Here is a 20,798-nt window from a genome sequence, read left to right on the forward strand (position 1 = left end):
AAGTCGGACGTGAGCGAGGGCTGATCCGGGGCGGCGGGCCCCGGTCCTGCTCTCCGTTCCGAGCAGTACCGGGGCCCGCCGTGTGCTCAGGAAGTCCGGTGGACGAGCTGGCTGGTCAGTTCGTATCGCGCGCCGACTATGGCCAGGTCACCCGTGGCCACCTTGGCGGCGAGATCGGGCTCCGCCGCGAGCCGGGAGCGGACGAGTCCGACGTTGGCATCGATCGTCGCGTCGATGCGGGCGTCGCCCTCCTTGCTGTGGTCGATGGCCGGGCTGATCTGATCGGCCAGGTACTGGATGTGGGCGGGCAGTTCCTCGCCGGACTCGTCCGCCTGGACCGCCGCCTTCACGGCGCCGCACGACTGGTGCCCGAGCACCATGACCAGCGGTATGCCCAGTTCGAGCACCCCGTACGCGACGCTGCCGAGCACGGCCTCGTCCAGGACCTCGCCCGCCGAGCGCACCGTCATCAGGTCGCCGAGGCCCTGGTCGAAAACCAGCTCCGGCGGTACGCGGGAGTCGATGCATCCGAGCACGACGGCGAAGGGGTGCTGACCCGACGTCAGCGCCAGCCGGACGGTCGGCGACTCGTCGGGGTGTCGTTCGCGGTACGTGCGCCAGCGGAGGTTGCCCGCCGCCAGTTCCCGCAGGGCTTCCTGCGCTGTGGTCGGCCGGGGGCGGGCGCTGCCGGTGGGAGTGGCGGCGGCGGAGGGGGCGCCGGCGGCGAAACCGGCACCGAGGACAGCGGTGCTCGTCAGCGCGGCGCGGAGCAGAGAGCGCCGGGCGGGAGTGACCCTGCCGGCGGATGCGGTCGACGCGAGGCCGACAGCTCTGTGGGGTGAGATGTCAGAATTCACAGGGAGGAACGTAAGTCTGAATCTGGCCGAAGATCGTTCACCTGAACGGTTCTTGACGCCCCATGGACCAACCTTGGGTGAATCCATCCCGGATCCTTGTCGGGCCTTGTGACAACCAAGGTGATCGCTGCCGGCCATGTTGTCCTGCGGGACCCGTCCGCGCGCCATGGAGCCCGGGTAACGGATGGCTGCCGTCGCCGTCCGTCAAAGCCTGTCGATCTCGTCCGTCGTGCGCCCCAGACAGGTGACCGGCCCTGGGTCCGGCACCTCGATCTCGTGGAAGCCCAGACGGTCGTAGAAGGCCCTGGCCGGAGTGTTGGCCGTCGCCATGGTCAGATGGACGGCCTGCACGCCACTGTCCCGCAGTGCCCGCAGGAAGCTCCGCATCAGTGCACGTCCGTGGCCGCGGCCCTGCCATTCGGGGAGCAGGTCGATGTGCAGATGAGCCGGATACGCGGCGAGTTCCGGGACGACCATCCGCTCGGGATGGTGCAACAGCCGAACCATCGCCTCGTCGGGCGTGCTCTGCGGGCCAAGGGGCTCCGGAAAGCGGTCCGCGACCAAGGGCAGCCACTTCGTGCGGAAGGCTTCGGCGAACCGGGGAGTGTCCGCGGTGCCGAGGATGTAGCCGACCGCCTGTCCCTGCCCGTTGTCCAGCACGAAGGCCAGCTCCGGCTCCAGATGGACATACGGAGCCGCGAAGATCGCCGGAAAGATCGCGGGATTCGTGTAGACGGGCCGGCTGTCCTGGCCGTTGTGCGCGGTGCGGATGCAGATGTCGTCGAGGGACTCTCGGTCCTCGGGGCGGTATGGGCGGATGGCGGGAGACGAAGTCACCGCAGCATCCTGCCCTATTGGGAGCGCTCCCACAATCGTCCGCCCGCATGCGAGGCAAGCCCGGCACGCCTACCGTGGCTCGCATGGGTGAAGCGGTTGAGCTGGAGGTGGACGGGCGGACCGTGCGGTTGTCCAGCCCGGGGAAGGTCTTCTTCCCGGAGCGTGGCCTGACGAAGCTCGATGTCGCCGAGTACTACGTCGCTGTCGGCCCCGGCATCCTGCGCGCCCTGCGCAACCGGCCCACCACCCTGGAGCGCTACCCGGAGGGCGTGACCGGCGAGTCGTTCTTCCAGAAGCGGGCGCCCAAGAACATGCCCGAATGGATCCCGACCGCCCACATCACCTTTCCCAGCGGCCGCAGCGCAGATGAGATGTGCCCCACCGAGGCCGGCGCCGTCGTGTGGGCCGCGCAGTTCGGCACGCTCACCTTTCACCCGTGGCCGGTGCGCCGCGACGATGTCGACCATCCCGACGAACTCCGTCTCGACCTCGACCCGCAGCCCGGCACGGAGTACGCCGACGCCGTCCGCGCCGCCCACGAACTGCGCGCCGTACTCCACGAGTTCGGCGGACTGCGCGGCTGGCCCAAGACCTCCGGCGGCCGGGGACTGCACGTCTTCGTGCCCATCGAGCCGCGCTGGACCTTCGCCCAGGTACGCCGCGCCGCGATCGCCGCCGGGCGCGAACTGGAGCGGCGGATGCCCGACCACGTGACCATTGCCTGGTGGAAGGAGGAGCGCGGCGCGAAGATCTTCGTCGACTACAACCAGACGGCTCGCGACCGCACCATCGCCTCCGCCTATTCCGTACGCCCCCGTCCGCAGGCCCCCGTGTCCGCACCCCTGCGCTGGGAGGAGGTGGGTGTCGCCGTGCCCCAGGACTTCGACGTCACGACCATGCCCGCGCGCTTCGCCGAACTCGGCGACGTGCACGCGGACATGGACGATCACGCGTTCTCCCTCGAGGCCCTGCTGGAACTGGCCCGCCGCGACGAACACGACCACGGCCTCGCGGACCTGCCGTACCCGCCCGAGTATCCGAAGATGCCGGGGGAACCCAAGCGGGTACAGCCGAGCCGCGCGAAGAAGCCACGCCCTGCCGAAGGGCCTACAACTCCTTGATCCGGATGTCCCGGTACGAGATCACATCCGTCGTGCCGTGCACCTGGAGCCCGATGTAGCCGGAGGCGAACCGTCGCCCGTCCGTGCCCGGGTCGTCCGAGCGGGGCGGGGTGAAGTCCTGGCCGCCGATGTTGTCGAACTCGTTGATCAGCACGCCGTTGCGGTACACCGAGTAGTGCTGGTCGACCACGCGGATCTCGTAGTCGTTCCAGGTGCCCTTCTGGGTGACGCCCGCTCCGGCCAGGCCCACGCGGTCGAAGCCGTAGACCGAGCCGGACTTGTACATGTCGCCGTCCGGGCGGTCGTTGATCTGCAGCTCGTGCCCGTACTTGATGGCGACCCACTCCGGACGCGACTCCTCCGGATGGTCATGGACCCACGGGAAGCGGGCGAACACACCCGCGTTGGCGTTTCCGGTGCCCGGCGCGTCGTCACGCCACTGGAGCTTCAGCGAGAAGTCGCCGTACTTGCGCTCCGGGAACCACAGCATGCCCATGCCCGCCACCGTGGTGCTGCTGGTCATCGAGCCGTCCGCGTTCACCGCGAACCTGCCGCCGCCGACCTGCTGCCACTTCGCGAACGACTCCGTGGAGCCGTCGAAGAGCGTGCGGTAGCCCTCGGTCTGGCCCGGCTTGCCGATGCCCGACTGCTTGGCGGCCTTGTTGATCAGGTTGTACTCGCGCTGGACGATGACGCCTTCCTTGAGGAGCCCGTCCAGGACGGTCTTCACGTGCTTCAGGAACAGCGCGTGGGACGTCCACTCCTTCTCGTCCTCGATCAACTCGTTGATGCGGCACCGGCTGTTGGTGACCCGGTTCGGCACACCGGTGTCGACCGTGCCGACGATGACGGTCAGCCTCTCGTCGTACTCGGCGCAGGCGGGCGCCGGCACCCCGCCGCCCGAGGCGACCGTGAAGCTCACGGTCCGGGCATCGGAGGTGTTGCCCGCCTTGTCGCTCGCCCGGTACGCCACCCTGTGCGCGCCCGCGCGATCGACCACGACGGGCGCGGTGTACGCGAGATACGGTCCGCCGTCCAGCGAGTACTCGATGGTGGCGACCCCGGAACCATGGTGCTCGTCCGTCGCCGTCACCGTCACCTTGGCGCTGTTGATGTAGGCCCCGGAGGAGTTCTTCGTACCCTCGACACTCACGCCGGTCACCGGAGGAGTCTTGTCCTCGGCGGGCGGCGCGACCACCGTGAACGAGACGGACTTCTCCGCGGCCACGTTGCCCGCCTTGTCCGTGGCCCGGTACCGCACCTTGTGCGTGCCCACCTCGTGGACCATCACCGGAGCCGTGTACGGCTGCCAGGCACCGGAGTCGCCGAGCGCGTACTCGATGGTGTTGACGCCGGAACCGGTGTCGGAGGCCGTCACGGTGACGGTCGCCATGGAGAGGTACGCACCCTCCGGGTTCTGCTCACCGGTCACCGAAGCCGACGTCTCCGGAGCCGTCGTGTCGTCCGTCGACGGCGACGCCACCGTGAACTCCTCCGCCTTCTCGGCGGCCACGTTCCCGGCCTTGTCGACCGCTCTGTAGCGGACCTTGTGGTCGCCCACCTGGTCGATCACCAGGGGTGTGGTGTACGGCTGCCAGGCGCCCGCGTCACCGATCGCGTACTCGATCCGGTCCACGCCCGAGCCGTCGTCCGTCGCGCTCAACGCCACGGTCGCCGAGCCCACGTAGGCGCCGTCCGCGTTCTGCGTACCGGTCACGTCCGCCTTGGTCTCCGGCGCGGTCGTGTCCTCGCCGGTGCCCTCGGTGACCACGAGGATGCCCTGCATCTGACCGTGGCCCGGGATGGTGCAGTAGTACCGGTACCGGCCGGGCGTCAGCGTCACCTCGGCCGTGTACTTGCCGCCCTGGTCGTCGTTCGGATTGGCCAGGATGTTGAGCGGGACGTCGTTGTTGTACTCCGGATCGGACACGTCGAAGGTCAACGTGTGCGGCATACCTGTGGTGTTGCCGGTCGCCGTGCTGTTCTCGAAGACGATCGTCGTCGTGCCCGCGACCGCGGTGGCCGGCGCCGACAGGTACTTGTCGATGTCGTTGCCGGCCGTCCACGTAAGCGTTTGAGCGGCAGCGTCGGCGGCTGCCGACGGGGCCCCGGCTCCGTCGGTCTGTCCCGAAGCCGACGTGGACGTCAGCCCCAGCACCATCAGCAGCGACGCCAGAAGCGCCGTCCACAGGCGTGCGGTTCTTCGCCGTCGTATGCGTACGCCCGTCACTGTGCCTCCCTGGCCAGTTGATCGGCGGCCGGCGTCGGAGCGCCGCCCTTATAAGTGACCTGCCACAGCGCCGACTTGGCGTCCGAGGTGAAGAAGCCGCGGCCGTAGTCGAGGGCGTACAGCGTGCCGTCGGGACCGAACTTCCAGTCCATGAGGTTCTTGATGCCGTCATTGCCCACGGGGATGATCTTCTTCAGGGACTCGGCGTGCACCGGAATCCCGCCCTGGCCCGCCGTCTTGGGGTCGAGCAGCACCGCGTGCCGCGGCTGGTCGCCGTCGTAGAAGTCGCCGACGAACCACTTGCCGTCCCAGTACGACGGCCACGCCCCCGCACCTGCGGACGCCGCGTCATAGCGGTATACGGGTCCGTTCATCGCCGCCTGACCGCCGCCCTTCAGCCACGGCAGCAGGAACTTCTGCTCCTCCGCCTTGTACGACGGGATGCCGTTCGCGTCACGCGGGAAGTCCGGGCCGCCACCTTGAGGCGAGTACCAGATGGTGTTCCCGGTGACCGGCGGAAGGTTCACGAGGCCGTCGTTGTTCGGCGACTCGTTCTTCGGGGCGTCGCAGTCGTACCAGCCCAGCGGCTTTGTCGGGTCCGGCAGATTGCGGTCGCGGTAGGGCTGCTTGTTGCCCATGCAGTACGGCCAGCCGTGGTTGCCCGGCTTGGTGATCGCGGCGAACGTGTCGTACTTCGCCGGGCCCCAGGTCGTCGACGGGTTCGAGGCGTCCGGGCCGACCCAGCCCGCGTACAGCGTGTCCGTCTTCTTGTCGACGGAGATGCGTGCGGGGTTCCTGACACCCATCACATAGATCTCGCCGCGCGTCTTACCGCCGCCCTCATCGGTCTCCTTGCCGGTGAAGAGATTCCCCTGGGGCAGGGTGTAGGTGCCGTCCGGCTCCGGGTGGATGCGCAGGATCTTGCCGTTGAGGTTGTTGGTGTTGCCCGACGTGCGGCGTGCGTCCGCGAAGGAGACGCCCTTGTAGTTGGGCTGCGGGTTGTTGCCCGAGTAACCGTCGCTGAAGCCACTGGAGTTGTTGTCGCCCGTGGCGATGTACAGGTTGCCCTTCGAGTCCCACGCCATGCCGCCGCCCGCGTGGCAGCAGCTGTTGATCTGCACCGGCCACTTCAGCAGGACCTTCTCGCTGCTCAGGTCCAGCTTGTTCGTGGCCTGATCGAGCGTGAAGCGGGAAACGCGCCGCTCGGCCATCCGCGTGTCGCGGTTGATCTGGAAGTGGGGCGTGTAGTGCAGGTACACCCAGCCGTTCTGCTGGAACGCCGGGTCCAGCTCGATGCCGAGCAGGCCCTCCTCGACCTTGATCAGCTCACCCCCGCCGCCCTTGTTTCCGAACACGGTCAGCGCGCCGGCCAAGGTGACCTTCTTGGTCTTTGGGTCATAGACGTGGATCTCGCCCTTGCCCTTGCCGATGTCGGGGTTGTTCCAGTCCGTGACGACGGGCTGCGAGGAGTCCGCGCCACCGCGGCCGATGTAGAACACCCGGCCGTCGGGCGCGTTGACCAGCCCGTGCGGCTCGCCGATCTGGTCGTTCTGCCCCGGCTGGTTGGGCTGGGTCAGCCGCTCCGCCTTGTAGTTGGCGTTGATCGCCGCCTTGCAGTCGGCACGGACGAGCCGCGTCGTCCACAGCAGCGCCCCGCGCAGGTGCGTACGGAAGTCCGTTTCGTCGTACGAGGCGACCGTGCCGCCCATGCCGGTGTAGAAGGAGCGTCCGCCGTCGTAGTCGCGGCACCAGGACACCGGGTGGTCGGCGCCGTTCTTGCTGTCGCCCGGCTGGTACGTCGACTCGCGCACCCGCGCCACGGTGTGCACGTCGCCGGAGGGGTTCTTGACCCAGTTCAGCCAGGCGTCGGGGCGCTTCCACTGAAGCGGCAGATCCTTGGTGGCCGGGTGCTGCCGGTCGCCCACCTCAATGGTCGCCCGCTGTACGGCAGTTGGGCTCGACGCGGCCGGGCGGGCGCCTACCAGGCCGGTGAACCAGTCCGAGTACGGTTCGGCGCGGGCCGCGTCATGGACGCCGAGGAAGCCGCCGCCCGCCTCCATGTACGCCTCAAGACCGGCCTCCTGCTCCGCGTCGAGGACGTCGCCGCCGCCGGTCAGGAAGACGACCGCGTTGAAGCGGCCGAGCTTCGTCTCATCGGTGAACACGGAGGCGTCGTCCGTGGCCGTCACCTTGAAACGCTGGTTCGCCGGTCCGGTCAGCCCGATCTCCTCGATCGCCTCGATCCCGGCATTGACGACGGGCGACTCGTCCCCGCCCGCCGCGGAGCCGTGGAAGAGCAGCACCCGTACGTTGGAACCGCCCGGCGGCGACTTGATCGACATCGTTGTCAGCGGCGGGTCGGGGGCTTGGCGCGCACTCGCGGGACCGCCCGAGAGCAGCCCCGCGGTCACGAACCCGGCGGTCAGGACGGCCGCCCAGGCCCGTCTCTTCACCCGTCTCTTTGTGGTCAACTCTCGTAAGTACATGGGTTCTTGATGCGACGCGAACCGCATGGGGTCATCCACTCCTCGTCGGTCACAGCAACAGCGCCAAGGAAGCTAGACCTCTTTGCCCGGCTCGCCAATAGGTACGACCGGAATGGAACGAACTTTGTCCTGAGTGTGGAAAAACGAATGTGGTGCGGCTACCGTCTCAGCGGTTCATCTCCGTAAATTCCGTACCAGGGTGGGGAGTTCGGCATGGACAGACGCGGCTTCAACAGGCGCGTGCTGCTGGGCGGCGCGGCCGTCGCGACATCGTTGTCTCTGGCCCCCGAGTCCGTCAGCGCCGCGGAGCCGGCGAAGACCGCTCCGGCCGGCGGCGAGGTCAAGCGCATCAAGCTGTACGCCGAGAAGCTCGCCGACGGCCAGATGGGCTACGGCTACGAGAAGGGCAAGGCGTCGATCCCCGGCCCGCTCATCGAACTCAACGAGGGCGACACCCTGCACATCGAGTTCGAGAACACCATGGACGTGGCAGTGAGCCTGCACGTCCACGGCCTCGACTACGAGATCACCAGCGACGGCACGAAGCAGAACAAGAGCGATGTCGAGCCGGGCGGGACGCGTACGTACACCTGGCGCACCCACGCACCCGGCCGCCGCAAGGACGGCACCTGGCGCGCGGGCAGCGCCGGCTACTGGCACTACCACGACCATGTCGTCGGCACGGAACATGGCACGGGCGGCATCCGCAAAGGGCTGTACGGTCCGGTGATCGTCCGTCGCAAGGGCGACATCCTCCCGGACGCGACCCACACGATCGTCTTCAACGACATGTTGATCAACAACAAGCCGGCGCACAGTGGCCCCAACTTCGAGGCGACGGTGGGCGATCGCGTCGAGTTCGTGGTGATCACGCACGGCGAGTACTACCACACCTTCCACATGCACGGTCACCGCTGGGCCGACAACCGCACGGGGATGCTGACCGGCCCCGACGACCCGAGCCAGGTGCTGGACAACAAGATCACGGGACCTGCCGACTCGTTCGGGTTCCAGGTGATCGCGGGGGAGGGCGTCGGGGCGGGGGCGTGGATGTACCACTGCCATGTCCAGAGTCACTCGGACATGGGGATGGTGGGGTTGTTCCTGGTAAAGAAGGCGGACGGGACGATTCCGGGGTATGAGCCGCATGAGCACTGAGGGGGCTGGTGGCGGTGCTGTCTACGTCTACGCGAGAGCCCTGCCGGTTCCTTTCGCAGGGCGGCAGGGCTCTCGCGATGGCACGAAGCGTCAGATGCCCCGCCCAGGCGAGGCCGCCCCGACGAACCCCGCCCACGCCTCACGCGACACCGTGACGACCGGCCCGGCGACGGCCTTGGAGTCCCGGACGTGCACAACTGCCGTACCGGCCGCGACTTCAAGGCACTGGCCGCCCTCAGCTCCGCTGTAGCTGCTCTTGAACCAGGCGAGGCCGGAAGCGACGGTCGAGGACTCAGCGTTGTTCATAGCGATCCCAGCAACCCTTCGATGAGCTCCGATGACTCTCGCGGACTGAGAGCCTGCGATCGGATGATCCCATAGCGCGCGGCGGCGAGAGCTGCCTGTTCTGGGTCGGTCTCGAGAGCGCTGGTCCCCTGTGCCTCGGCGTACACGAACTTCTTGCCGTCCTTGCGCGTGACGACCGTGAACGGTCCGTCCACGCCTGCGCTCTCCTCGCAGTCGAGCGGCATGACCTGAATCTCGACGTTCCGCCTCTGACCGAGCAGGAGAAGTTGCTCCAACTGCCCCCGCAGCACGGCCTTTCCGCCGTACCGGCGCCGCAGCACTGACTCGTCCATCACGAAACTGAGCAACGACGCGGGCAACCGGTCGAGGATGTCCTGCCGGGCAAGTCGCGCAATCACCCGCTGTTCGATGGTCTCAGGGTCCAGCGGTGGACGCCGCATGCCGAGCAGCGCCCTCATGTACTCCTCGGTCTGGAGGAGGCCGTTGACCACAAGCGTGTCGTACATGAGCAGTTCAATGGCCGCCTTCTCCAACGCCGCCATCCCCTGGAAGAACGCCGGATACTGAGCCTTCTCGACCTCCTCCTTCCACACACTCAGCAAACCGCCCGCATCGAGCACCTCGTCCGCCCGGTCGATGGTCCGAGGCGACGGAATCCTCCGCCCCTGTTCATATGACGCGACAGTTGAGGCCGAATACCCGATCTGCCTCCCGAACTCCGCGCGCTCCATCCTGGCCCGCACCCGCAGTGTCTTCATGTTCTTCCCGAACGCGGTGACCACGCCCTTCCCGGCCTCGTCCTCCGGCCGCCGCCCACCCGCGTCGTCGTTCTCCCACCCGTCCCCGAGGCTTACGACCGCTCCGCCGTCCCCGCACTGCAGGGCATCTGCATCCGCTTCCGCGCCCGTACTCGTATGCTCCGTCACCGACCGCCTCCTCCCCGGCCCAACGCCCCCACAGGGAACGCCGTTACGCCGCGCGCCTCGTACCCGTACCGACACCGCGCGTACAGCCGGTCCGCGTCGGTGCGTCACCACTGGTCACGCTACGCCACCAAGAGGACCGTGATGACCATGACGACCAATCCCACCGGCCCCAGCCAACTCACCACCTCCACCTCCCACTTGGCCCCCGCCGTGGAGCGGCGTGACGACCGCACCTTCGAGATGCGCTTCACCTCGACACCGCGCGGCGCCCGACTCGCCCGCCGCCTGACGGCCGTCCGCCTGGACGCCTGGGGAATCCCGTACGCCACCGAGGCCCACGAGGAGATCGTGCTGATCGTCGCGGAGCTGACCGCGAACGCCGTACGGCATGGGCACGTTCCTGGCCGGGACTTCCACCTCCGCGTGCACGCCCCGGCCGACGGCCGCACCGTACGCGTCGAGGTCACGGATACCCGCACGGAACGCCTCCCGAGGCGCCCGACCCCCGTCTCGGGCACCTCCGGTACCGAGGAGACGGGGCGCGGCCTGCTCCTCGTATCGCGCCTGGCCGCCCGCTGGGACTGGCACCCGCGCCCCGACGGGCCGGGCAAGACGGTCTGGGCGGAGTACACGCTCCCCGAGCGAGTCCCGCCGCGCGACAACTCGAACGAGCGGTCGGAGTAGTACGGCGCACTACAGGGAGACGACCGCGCGCTAAGGGCTGTCCCGTAACTGGCGGTGTCCCGTTTCAGTGAGGTTCAGCCGATGCCGTTAAGAGCGAGCGAGTCTTGAGCGACAAAACCAGGTCGACGTAGGTCAGTGCGGTACCCGATCATGCGCTCATGCCCCTGAGAGAGACCCTTGCCCGCATTGATGCAGACCTGGGCGCCGGCCGGGTTCCCGTCGCGCGCCAGCGCCTACGCGGTCTCATCTCGTCCTTCCCGCACGACCTGACGCTCCGCCGTCGTCTGGCCGAGGTGTACCGGCTCTACGGCGACGCCGCCGAGGCTGGACGCTGGATGTACCTCGAAGAGGACCGGAACGCCGACGAGACCGCAGCCTTCGAGTCGCGGTACGGGTCTCCCGGGTGGCGGATGAAGGCCCTCGCCTGGCACGGCCCCGAGGCGAAGGCCGCCACCGCCTTCGCCTCGGGGCAGCTGGTCGCGGTACGGACCGCCTGCGCAGAGGAGTTGGGGCACTCCGTCGATTGGGACGACCCCGCCCCCTACCGGGACGACCTGGAAGGGGATTACGAGGCGCCCTCCGAGCCGTGGACGGTCGGTGGTGTGCTGGCGGGCGTCGGCTGCCTGGTGGCGGTCCTTGTGTTCCTCGCGATCTGGGTGAATGGACTCGTTGCCCTCTTCGACTGACTCAGGTCACCGGGGCCTGCGAGGAGCGACGCGGTGAGAGATCAATTACGGGAGGCTCTTAGACGTCCAGGAAGTCCCCCACATTGGACGGCACATACCCGACGCTGCGCCCGTCGCTGTCGAGCAGTCGGCCCATCTGATTCACGGTGTGCAGGCAGGCGGCCCGGTCCACGATGGAGAGATTTCGACAGCGCTCTGTGATCGTCGCCTCCAGTTGCGGCAGATTCCCGAGCGATCGTAGCCAGACCATCAGCAGGAGGTTCCGCTCTCCCGTAAGGGCGCAGCACAGGCGTACGTCAGGGAGCGCCGTAAGCGAGCGTGCCGTGGACTCCATGTGCTGCGGTGCCACGCTCGCCCACAGTACGGCCGAGTGCGGCCAGCCCGACAGGGACTGCGCCATTTCGCAGCGCAGCCGGAGCAACCGGCTGGTCAGCAGGCGCTTGACGCGGCGGCGCGCGGTGGGCTCGCTGATCCCGGCGCGGTCGGCGATCGCGGTGTAGGACATGCGGCCGTCCTCGTGCAGCAGCCGGAACAGCTTCCGGTCCACAGCGTCCATCCGGGCACCTCCCACCGTCGTGGACGGTGTGCTGGCCAGTTCCAATGCGCGTCGCTGTGACCGTTCGAGGCTGCGCAGACGCCATCGGCTCGGCTCGCCGTAGCCCACGGTTCGTATCTCCGCTCGGTACGCCCGGACACCGGACAGCTGCCCTACCGTGCCGCGCAGGTACGCCGACACCTCCGCGGATGTGCGCAACGTCGCCACGACCAGCAGCCCGTACATGCCTGTGAGGTGGTGGACGTAGCGCACGTGGGGCTCGGCACTCAACGCGGTGGCAATGTCGTCCAGCCGGCCGGGAACGCAATCGATCTCGATGTACACCATGCAGAACTCGCTGTGCAGGGCCGTGCCGGCCACACAGGTGACCCACGCCAGTCCCGCCTCGGCCAGCCGCTCCCAACGGCGTGCCACAGTCACCGGATCGAGCGCGAGCGCCCCGGCCATCTGAGCCCAGGAGGCGCGCGGCGAGAGCTGGAGCGCATGGATCAGCTCCAGGTCTTTCTCATCGACGGAATCGTGCGGCATGCCTCGTCCTATCACCGTGTACGAGCTGCGTATAGGCCCCCATTCGCCTGTCGTGACGGAATGCTGCGTATCGGGAGTCGTTCCACGAAGCCTGCCGATTCTGGTGGCCCAAACACTCTGGGGCACCGAGGAGGTCCGAGATCGTGAGGATCGCACAAGTCGATCAAGACACTGACGGCCGTCGGCAGCAGCGTGACCGAGCTGTCCGCGAGGCGGTGCGGTCCGGTCTGATCGGCCCCGCCCATGTGGCGGCGGGATTCTTGGACGCCGACGGGATCCAGGAGTCCGTGCGCGACCTCCAACGAGCCTTTGGCGACGCGCCAGTGCTGCACACGTTCGCCGCCAAGGCCGCGCCTTTGGTCCCCGTGCTGCGCCTGCTCGCCCGGTCCGGCATGGGGTGCGAGGTCGCCAGCCCGGGCGAACTCGCCCAGGCCGTCGCTGCCGGCTTCCCACCGGAACGCATCGTGCTGGACTCACCCGCGAAGACCCGTGCCGAGCTGGCCGACGCGCTCGCCTTGGGAGTGGCGGTGAACGCCGACAACTTTCCCGAGTTGGACCGCATCGGCGAACTACTCGCTGTGAGCGAGAGCACCTCGGTGCTCGGGCTGCGGATCAACCCACAGGTCGGCGCCGGAGCCATCGACGCGATGAGCACCGCCTCGCTCAGCTCGAAGTTCGGCGTGCCACTGCGAGATGCCGGAGCACGGAAGCGCATCCTCAAGGCTTTCGCCGAGCGGCCCTGGCTCACTCGGCTGCACGTGCACGTCGGTTCGCAAGGCTGCTCCCTGGAGCTCATCGGCCAGGGAGTGCGCGCCGCGTACGAACTCGCCGAGGAGATCAACGCGATGGCGGGCCGGCAGCAGGTGACCAGTCTGGATATCGGCGGCGGCCTGCCGGTCAACTTCGACGACGACGAGATCCGCCCGACCTACGCGGACTACGTCCGGCAGCTGCGCGCCTCCGTTCCCGAACTCCTGGGCGGGCGCTACGACCTGGTAACCGAGTTCGGTCGTTCACTGGTCGCCAAGAATGGCTTCACGGCCGCGGTCGTGGAGTACACCAAAGACGCCGGCGGCCGCCGCATCGCGCTGACACACGCGGGCGCGCACATCGCCACCCGCACCGTCTTCATGCCGGAGGCGTGGCCGCTGCGGATCGCGGTGTACGACTCCGACGGCAAGCCCAAGCTTGCTCCGGAGCGGGTCCAGGATGTCGCGGGCCCGTGCTGTTTCGCCGGGGACCTCGTAGCCCGCGGACGCAAGCTGCCCGAACTGGCACCTGGGGACGTCGTGGTGCTGCTGGACACCGGCGGTTACTACTTCTCCTCCCCCTGGTCGTACAACAGTCTCGCCCGGCCCGCCGTACACGGCTTCACCACACGCGAATCGTACATACGGTTCGCCGCGGTCCGCCCGGAACAGACCCTCGTCGAGATCCTGGCGGAAAGCGGCGTCGACCAGGCAGACGCACTCCTCTTCAGTGACGTGGACAGCACCCCGGCCCACGCGGGCACCCCGGCCCCCGCGCGATGTGTACAGACAGAAGCCCGATCGTGGCACTGACCGAGGTTGCGACGACACCCGCTCGCCGTTTGCCCGCGGCCAAGCAGGCGGCACCCTACGCCGTTGCCGTAGCGGGACTGATCGCCACACCGACACTCGGCTTCGTTGTCGGTACCCGAACCCAACTCCACTGCGAAGGAAGAAAGTTGAACGAATTCGATGTACTCGCCGTCGGCGGTACCGTCATCGACGGCACCGGCGGCCCGGTCCGACGGGCAGATGTCGGCATCCGGGACGACCGCATCGTCTTCCTCGGACGGGCCACGCCTCACGCCACCGCACGGGAGGTACTCGACTGCACCGGCCACGTCGTCGCGCCCGGCTTTGTCGACCTGCACTCGCACGCCGACTACACCGTGTGCGACGCGCCCAGCGCCGAAACGTGCATCAGACAGGGTGTCACCACCATCGTCACGGGCAACTGCGGCGCTTCCCCCTTCCCCATCACCCCCGAGCGGCGACACGCGTGGCACACCACGCTCGCACGCGGCAACCTCAGCACCGCCGACATGCCCTGGGAGGACTTCGACGGATTCGCACGCGCGGTGGAGGAGGCCGAACCGTGCGTCAATCTCGCCGCCCTCGTCGGCCACGCGGCCCTCCGCGTGGCCGCTGTTGGCACCGAACGGCGCCCCGCGACAGCTGACGAGACCGCCCTCATGCGCAAGCTCCTCGCCAGGGCTGCCGAACAGGGGGTGTTCGGTCTGTCCACCGGACTCATCTATGCCCCCGGGTCGTTCGCCGACACCGACGAGGTCGTGGCGCTGGCCACCGAGGCTCGGCAGGCCGGACTGCTCTACAGCACCCATATACGCGACGAGGGCGACCATCTCGTCGAGGCCGTGACCGAAGCTCTGGAAACCGCCCGACGCAGCGGCGTGCGCCTTCAGATCTCGCACCTCAAGGCCCTGGGCCCCGCCAACCACGGCAAGGTGCGCGAGGCGCTGACCCTCATCGACTCCGCTGTCGCGGAAGGAGTGGACGTGGCGTGCGATGTCTACCCCTACGCCGCCTCCTCCACTCGGCTCACCTCGCGCCTTCCCGACTGGGCGCTGGACGGCGGTCGCGACGCGCTCCTCGCCCGACTGGAGAACCCGAAGACCCGCGAGGCGATCACTTCGGAGCTCCGGGCGAAGACCGGACACACCTTCCTTCCCGAATGCACCGTCATCGCTTCGATGCCGCCGGGCCGCTACTCCTCGTGGGTGGGAAGCACGGTCCAGGATATCGCCGCCGCCACTGGCCGCGATCCGGCCGAGGCATCCCTCGACGTACTGCGCGCGCACGAGGCCCTGGTCTGGATCATCAACCATGCAATGTCCGAGGCGGATGTGGAAACAGTGCTGCGCCACCACTGCAGCGCAGTCGCCAGTGACGGCTGGGTATTGGACACCGCCACCGACGGCAACCCCCACCCCCGTCACTTCGGTACGTTCGCCCGGGTCCTGTCCCGGTACACCCGCGACCGCCAGGTCCTCACGCTCCAGGAGTCCGTCCGCAAGATGAGCGCGCTGCCCGCCGCCCGCCTCGGCCTCACCGACCGAGGCACCCTGAGCGAAGGTATGGTCGCCGACCTCGCCGTCTTCGATCCCAAGACGGTCAGCGACACCGCCACCTTTGACGCACCGCTGTCCTATGCCGTGGGCACTCGCCATGTCCTCGTCAACGGCCGCCCCGTACTGCGTGATGGCGTCCTCACGAAGCACCGCCCTGGCACGGTGCTCCGCAAGACGGCCGTGCGCTCCCTCTCCCACCACACAAGGAGGTCACCTTGAGTTCCACCCCCGCCCAGCCACAGCCGACTGAGCCCCAGTCGAGAGCCTTGCACACCGCGTTCCGGGAACTTCGTGACCTTTCCGCCGCCGGCCACCATCCTCATCGTCGGCTTCGGTATCGCCGTCAGCGAGGCGAGCCGGCTGTTCCCCGCGCCGCTGTGCCGCACATACCCGACCTTCGCGCTGTCGATGACGGTGATGGGACGGTCCGCTCGGAGTTCCACGCCTCCGATTCTTCCTTCGCGCCTGGTCAGGAGTCGTGATGACCCTCTCGTCCCCTGTCTCTTTGGCTTCGAGTGCTCTGGCCGACACGTTCTTCGACTGGGGCGTGATCGCCGAGACGTTTCCGCGGTTGATCTCCGAGGGCCTGCTGAACACGTTGACGATCGCCGCAGGGGCCATCGTGCTCGGTGTGGTCATCGCTCTGGCGGCCGCGATGCTGCTGCTGTCGAACCGATGGTGGGTGAGGCTGCCCGCCCGGCTCTACGTCGACGTCTTCCGCGGCCTTCCGGTGATCATCACGGTGATGCTGGTCGGTGTGGGCCTGCCCGCCGCCGGGATCCGCCCCTTCGGCACCGACCCCCTCGGCTACGCGGTCCTGGCGATCGGCATCATCTCCGGCGCGTACACCGCGGAGATCTTCCGCTCCGGCATCCAGAGCGTCGATCCCGGCCAGTTGCAGGCCGCCCGCAGCCTGGGTCTGAGCTATCTCAAGGCGATGCGCCTGGTCGTGGTGCCGCAGGGCATCCGCCGCGTGCTGCCCGCCATGACCGGCCAGTTCGTCAAGGACATCAAGGAAAGCTCGCTCGTCTACCTCCTCGGCCTAGCCGTCGGACAGCGCGAGCTCTACTTCATCGCCCAGGAGGAGGTCGCCCGTACCTACAACTCCTCACCCCTGATCGCCGCGGGCATCTGCTACCTCGCGCTGACCATCCCCATGACCTACTTCGTGAACTACCTGGACAGACGGCTGCGCGAAGGCCCCCGCCCCGACAAGACACCGGCCTCGGCCGATCCGGACCTGCCCACCACCCCGCTCCAGCCTGCCGGAGGAGAAGCCCGATGACCCCCGCCACCGCCGGTCCGAACCCAGTCGCCCCCCTGCCCGAAGCCAAGACCGAAGCCGCGCCCCGGACACCGGACGACCTCGCCGCCCTGCAGGTCAAAGGGCTCAGCAAGAGCTACGGCTCCAACACCGTGGTACGCGAGGTCACCCTCGATGTGCAGCGCGGAGAGACCCTCTGTGTGATCGGCCCGTCCGGCTCGGGCAAGTCCACCCTGCTGAAGTGCCTGAACCTGCTGGAGATCCCCGACTGTGGTGAGATCTGGCTCGGCGAGACCTGTCTGACCGCGCCGGACGCCGACGTCGACGCCGCCCGCTCCCGCGTCGGCATGGTCTTCCAGCACTTCAACCTCTTCCCGCACATGAGCGTCGAGCGCAACGTCAGCCTCGCCCTGACCTCGGTCAAGGGCATGGGCCGCGAACAGGCACGCGCCACCGCACGACGCCGCCTCGAGGAGGTCGGCCTCGCCGCCTTTGCCGAGCAGCGGCCCAGCCGGCTGTCCGGCGGGCAGCAGCAGCGCGTGGCCATCGCCCGCGCTCTGGCCATGGAGCCGGAGGTGATGCTCTTCGACGAGGCCACCTCCGCGCTCGACCCCGAACTGGTCAAGGACGTACTCGCCGTGATGCGGGATCTCGCATCGGGCGGCATGACCATGGCCGTCGTCACCCACGAAATGGGCTTCGCCCGGGAGGCCGCCGACCGCGTCGCCTTCATGTGCGACGGCCGCCTCGCCGAGATCGGCACCCCCGACCGGATCTTCGAAAGCGCCGAACACCCCCGGCTGCGCCAGTTCCTCTCCCAAATCCTCTGAACCGCCCTCCCAGCACAGAAAGTCCCAGCCATGCACATTTCCCGTAGAACACTGCTCGTCGGCGCCGTCACCACCGCGCTGCTGCTCCCCCTCACCGCCTGCGGCGGCAACAGCAATGCAGCGGACTCCGGAACAGCCAAGTACAAGGACCTGGTCAACCCCGGTGTGATCACCGCGAGCACTGTGTCCGAGCAGCCGCCCTTCGCGGTCACCGACGAGTCGGGCAAGCCCAGCGGATTCGCTATCGATCTGATGAACGAGGCAGCCAAGCGCCTCGGCGTGAAGGTCCAGTACAAGGCCACGAGCCTGCAGGGCGCGCTCACCGGCCTGACCGCCAACCAGTACGACATCGGGGTCGGCGGGTTCATCGCCGCCCCCGAGCGCAGGAAGCAGGTCGACTTCACCACCCCGTACTACTGGGGCTTCACCAAAATCCTGACCCGGAAGGGCGACAAGCAGACCAAGCTGTCGGACTTCGATGGCAAGCGGGTCGGGGTCGTCAGCGGCTCAGTGCAGGAGGACTATATGGACAAGCGCATGCCGGACGTGCGTAAGGTGAAGTTCAAGGACCACACAGCGCTCGTCACCCAGCTGCTCTCCAAAAGCATCGACGCTGCCATTCTCGGTGGTGGCGTCGCGGACACATACGCCGCGAAGTCGCCGGTACGCATCGCCGTCACACGGGAAGCCCCCCAGGGCACCGCCTTCCCCATGCGCAAGGACGGTGACCCGAAGCTGCTCAAGGACATCGACACCCAGATCAACGCGATGATCGACGACGGAACCTACATCAAGCTCTACAAGAAGTACTTCCAGGACCCGGTCAGCGCCGACCTGATCAAGGAACGACCCAAGCTCGCGAAGCAGGTCGAGAACACCAGCCTGGCCCCTTCCGAGAAGTGACACGACCGTGGGGGCGCCTCCTCAGAGGTCAGCGCCCCCACCGACCGATTCTCATCACTTCTGCCTGGACAACCGTTTCGGCCAACGTTCCGGCACGCCGCGGGAGACATCTGCTGCACCTGGACGGCGACTTGCGTCCGGATCCCGTCAACTCCGTTTCGGCTCAGCGCAGATGACCCGTATCGTTCAGCAGTCGCCGTGACGCGTTGCCGTCCGTGTAGTAGGCGATGGCCGTGAGAGAGGCCGCGGACAGTTCCATACGGAAGAGCGCCATGGGCGGCGCGTCCAGCGCCAGCCTCGCGAGTGTCTTGACCGGGGTGACGTGGGTGACGACCAGGACCGTCTTGCCGGGATACCGCGCCTGCAGATTGTCCCGCGCCACGGCGACGCGGGCCGCCACCGTCGCGAAACTCTCGCCGCCGCCGGTGGGTTGGACATCCGTGGAGTCCAGCCACGCCTCATCAGGTTCCCGAATTCGTCGACGCTCTCGCCCAAGCCTGACAGGGGGCTCTCAGCTTGAGATAAAATCTCAGGCTGCGCGGCGGTAGGTGTTCGAGTCCCCCACATGGGGAAACGCCGGACACGGCGACGGCCGCGCCCTGATTCTCGGGTTGTGAGACCAACGAAAACCGGCGCGACCGCCGCTGTCAGTGTGCCCGATCGTGACGCCCGCGACGCGGCCTTGAGGGAACTCAAGGAGTTCCGCGTCGACTTCCGCGCCTGCCTGACGCGCTGGGGCGACGAACTCTTCGAAATCGGCGATGCGGTGCTGTGCAGCGACGGTCCGGTGCGCGGTCTGGCCGACCTCAGCCTCGCACCCGAGCACACCCGCTCCCACGGCTCGGTGCAACGCGCCATGAACGACGGGAGAGTCGACTTCGAGCGTCTGAACTGGTCCTTCGTGCTGCGTGACCTCCCGTGCGGTCCGGGCGGCGGCATCGTCCTGGCCGTCGATGTGACGCCCTGGCTGCGCCCCGACGCGAACACCAGTGGCCAGCGGACCTTCTGCCACACCTACGGACGCGCCGAGGGCGCCCACGAGATGGTCCCCGGCTGGGCCTATTCCATCGTCGCCGCCCTGTCCGGCGGACCCACCTCCTGGACCGCCCCGCTGGACGCCTACCGCCTGCGCCCCGGCGACCATGTCCAGCAGCACACCGCCCGCCAGTTGCGCGAGGTCGTCACCAGGATCGTCACCCTGGGACGGTGGCGCGAGGGCGACGAACCGATCCGGATCGTCGCCGACTGCGGCTACGACGGCCCCTACCTCGCCCATCAGCTCGCCGACCTACCCGTTGGGGTTGTGTGTCCGCATGCGGGGCGACCGCGTCCTGCACCGCGACCCGCCCGCAGCCGGCGGCGTCGGCCCCAAAGGCGGACGGCCCCGCCGCCACGGCGGAAGATTCGCATTCCGTACCCCCGGCACCTGGAGCGATCCCCTCCACGACAGCGAGCACCACCTCGACAAGTACGGCCACCTGCGGGCCCGGTGCTTCGCGCGGCTGCATGTCCAGCTCAACCGGCAGACCGTCTGGGCGCATCACCCCGAGCCGGAACTGCCCATCGTGCCCGGCACCGTGATCCGCCTGGACGTCGAGCGCCTGCCTTCCGGCGGCAGCCCGAAACCCCTGTGGCTGTGGTGGTCACGCACCAGCACCGACGCCGCTCTCGCGGACACCGTCTGGTCCTGCTTCCTCCGCCGATTCGATCTTGAACACACCTTCCGGTACTGGAAGCAACACCTCGGCTGGACCCGGCCTGCCCTGCGCGACCCCCTCGCCGCCGACCGCTGGACCGCCCTCGTCATGGCCGTCTACACCCAGCTCCGCCTCGCCCGCCCACTGACCGGCGACCTCCGCCGCCCCTGGGAACGGCCCCTGCCCATCGAACGCTTGACTCCCGGCCGCGTACGCCGGGGGTTTCGCCAAGTCCGCAGGTCACTGCCGAGGCTGTCGCACGGCTCCTGCCCGGTGAAGGTCAAGAGTGCTTCTTGGGTGTGTGATTGATGAGCTTGGTGAGGTTGTGCACCGTGCCGAGGAGTTTGATCTCGGCGTCCACCGCTTGGCGGCCGCGGTAGTTGAGGTGTCGTCCGAAGCGTTGGAAGATCTGGGCGAATCCCGGCTCGACCAGGGCACTGCGTTGACGGTACTGGGCCCGTCCTGTCGGGGTGGCGAGGCGGGCCGCCATGTCCTGCTGGCCGGCAGGCCTGCTGACGTTTCGCGGGAAAGCCTGCCTGGTCTGCATCGCTGGTGACCGAGACCAGTAGCGGGAGGTCGGCGAGGGCCTCGAAGGACGCGGCGGAAGCGTA

General features: G+C 68.1%; 18 protein-coding genes and 1 pseudogene. 10 read left to right on the top strand and 9 right to left on the bottom strand.

Annotation, left to right across the window (positions count from 1 at the left end):
- Positions 1-86 precede the first annotated feature (86 nt).
- Positions 87-857, bottom strand: coding sequence for a carbonic anhydrase (locus tag ACGFNK_RS21555; protein WP_393418118.1), 771 nt, complete (start codon positions 855-857; stop codon positions 87-89).
- A gap of 204 nt (positions 858-1,061) precedes the next feature.
- Positions 1,062-1,694 carry a GNAT family N-acetyltransferase gene (locus tag ACGFNK_RS21560; RefSeq protein ID WP_393418120.1) on the bottom strand — a complete coding sequence of 211 codons (633 nt, stop codon included), beginning with the start codon at positions 1,692-1,694 and terminating at the stop codon, positions 1,062-1,064.
- 83 nt (positions 1,695-1,777) lie between these two features.
- Between ACGFNK_RS21560 and ligD the strand changes: the two genes are divergently transcribed.
- A complete protein-coding gene (ligD, locus tag ACGFNK_RS21565; protein ID WP_393418122.1) occupies positions 1,778-2,815 on the top strand; it encodes a non-homologous end-joining DNA ligase in 1,038 nt (345 codons plus the stop codon).
- On the opposite strand, the gene ACGFNK_RS21570 is transcribed toward ligD, so the two are convergent.
- Together ACGFNK_RS21570 and ACGFNK_RS21575 are read right to left on the bottom strand one after the other, a co-directional pair.
- On the bottom strand, positions 2,802-5,006 hold the full coding sequence (locus ACGFNK_RS21570; protein WP_393418262.1) for an OmpL47-type beta-barrel domain-containing protein: 2,205 nt from the start codon (positions 5,004-5,006) through the stop codon (positions 2,802-2,804). The genes ligD and ACGFNK_RS21570 overlap by 14 nt on opposite strands.
- Positions 5,007-5,041: 35 nt before the next feature.
- The gene (locus ACGFNK_RS21575) at positions 5,042-7,531 is read right to left on the bottom strand and encodes a ThuA domain-containing protein (protein WP_393418124.1); all 2,490 of its coding nucleotides are present in this window, start codon (positions 7,529-7,531) and stop codon (positions 5,042-5,044) included.
- A gap of 213 nt (positions 7,532-7,744) precedes the next feature.
- On the opposite strand from ACGFNK_RS21575, the gene ACGFNK_RS21580 reads away from it, so the two are divergent.
- The gene (locus ACGFNK_RS21580) at positions 7,745-8,689 is read left to right on the top strand and encodes a multicopper oxidase domain-containing protein (RefSeq protein WP_393418126.1); all 945 of its coding nucleotides are present in this window, start codon (positions 7,745-7,747) and stop codon (positions 8,687-8,689) included.
- 90 nt (positions 8,690-8,779) lie between these two features.
- Here the strand turns inward: ACGFNK_RS21580 and ACGFNK_RS21585 are convergent, their stop codons facing one another.
- Positions 8,780-8,995: a DUF397 domain-containing protein gene (locus ACGFNK_RS21585; protein WP_393418128.1), complete on the bottom strand. Its 216-nt coding sequence runs from the start codon at positions 8,993-8,995 to the stop codon at positions 8,780-8,782.
- Positions 8,992-9,921 carry a helix-turn-helix domain-containing protein gene (locus ACGFNK_RS21590; RefSeq protein WP_393418264.1) on the bottom strand — a complete coding sequence of 310 codons (930 nt, stop codon included), beginning with the start codon at positions 9,919-9,921 and terminating at the stop codon, positions 8,992-8,994. The genes ACGFNK_RS21585 and ACGFNK_RS21590 overlap by 4 nt, the downstream gene beginning before the upstream one ends.
- 147 nt (positions 9,922-10,068) lie before the next feature.
- Between ACGFNK_RS21590 and ACGFNK_RS21595 the strand changes: the two genes are divergently transcribed.
- Both ACGFNK_RS21595 and ACGFNK_RS21600 read left to right on the top strand, forming a co-directional pair.
- The gene (locus ACGFNK_RS21595; RefSeq protein ID WP_393418130.1) at positions 10,069-10,605 is read left to right on the top strand and encodes an ATP-binding protein; all 537 of its coding nucleotides are present in this window, start codon (positions 10,069-10,071) and stop codon (positions 10,603-10,605) included.
- Positions 10,606-10,763: 158 nt separating this feature from the next.
- Positions 10,764-11,291: a DUF6584 family protein gene (locus ACGFNK_RS21600; RefSeq protein WP_393418132.1), complete on the top strand. Its 528-nt coding sequence runs from the start codon at positions 10,764-10,766 to the stop codon at positions 11,289-11,291.
- A 58-nt stretch (positions 11,292-11,349) separates the two neighbouring features.
- Here ACGFNK_RS21600 and ACGFNK_RS21605 read toward each other — a convergent pair whose 3' ends face one another.
- On the bottom strand, positions 11,350-12,375 hold the full coding sequence (locus tag ACGFNK_RS21605) for an Lrp/AsnC family transcriptional regulator (RefSeq protein WP_393418134.1): 1,026 nt from the start codon (positions 12,373-12,375) through the stop codon (positions 11,350-11,352).
- Between the two features lie 143 nt (positions 12,376-12,518).
- Here ACGFNK_RS21605 and ACGFNK_RS21610 point away from each other — a divergent pair, with 143 nt between their 5' ends.
- From ACGFNK_RS21610 to ACGFNK_RS21630, 5 genes are all read left to right on the top strand, one after another.
- Positions 12,519-13,937, top strand: a complete 1,419-nt coding sequence (locus ACGFNK_RS21610) for a diaminopimelate decarboxylase (protein ID WP_393418136.1) — start codon at positions 12,519-12,521, stop codon at positions 13,935-13,937.
- A 146-nt stretch (positions 13,938-14,083) separates the two neighbouring features.
- Positions 14,084-15,712, top strand: coding sequence for an amidohydrolase family protein (locus ACGFNK_RS21615; protein ID WP_393418138.1), 1,629 nt, complete (start codon positions 14,084-14,086; stop codon positions 15,710-15,712).
- A gap of 262 nt (positions 15,713-15,974) precedes the next feature.
- Complete coding sequence (locus ACGFNK_RS21620) at positions 15,975-16,778, top strand: amino acid ABC transporter permease (protein ID WP_393418140.1); 804 nt, start codon at positions 15,975-15,977, stop codon at positions 16,776-16,778.
- A complete protein-coding gene (locus tag ACGFNK_RS21625; RefSeq protein ID WP_119104714.1) occupies positions 16,775-17,587 on the top strand; it encodes an amino acid ABC transporter ATP-binding protein in 813 nt (270 codons plus the stop codon). The genes ACGFNK_RS21620 and ACGFNK_RS21625 overlap by 4 nt, the downstream gene beginning before the upstream one ends.
- Positions 17,588-17,617: 30 nt before the next feature.
- Positions 17,618-18,490, top strand: coding sequence for an ABC transporter substrate-binding protein (locus tag ACGFNK_RS21630; RefSeq protein WP_119104713.1), 873 nt, complete (start codon positions 17,618-17,620; stop codon positions 18,488-18,490).
- A 163-nt stretch (positions 18,491-18,653) separates the two neighbouring features.
- Here ACGFNK_RS21630 and ACGFNK_RS21635 read toward each other — a convergent pair.
- Positions 18,654-18,953, bottom strand: a pseudogene (locus ACGFNK_RS21635) (histidine phosphatase family protein); the annotation flags it as partial.
- A 102-nt stretch (positions 18,954-19,055) separates the two neighbouring features.
- Here ACGFNK_RS21635 and ACGFNK_RS21640 point away from each other — a divergent pair.
- Positions 19,056-20,204: a transposase gene (locus ACGFNK_RS21640; protein WP_393418142.1), complete on the top strand. Its 1,149-nt coding sequence runs from the start codon at positions 19,056-19,058 to the stop codon at positions 20,202-20,204.
- Between the two features lie 263 nt (positions 20,205-20,467).
- On the opposite strand, the gene ACGFNK_RS21645 is transcribed toward ACGFNK_RS21640, so the two are convergent.
- Positions 20,468-20,734 carry a transposase gene (locus ACGFNK_RS21645; protein ID WP_393418144.1) on the bottom strand — a complete coding sequence of 89 codons (267 nt, stop codon included), beginning with the start codon at positions 20,732-20,734 and terminating at the stop codon, positions 20,468-20,470.
- Between the last annotated feature and the right edge of the window lie 64 nt (positions 20,735-20,798).

This window comes from Streptomyces sp. NPDC048825, assembly GCF_043198355.1.
Taxonomy (GTDB): domain Bacteria; phylum Actinomycetota; class Actinomycetes; order Streptomycetales; family Streptomycetaceae; genus Streptomyces; species Streptomyces xiangluensis.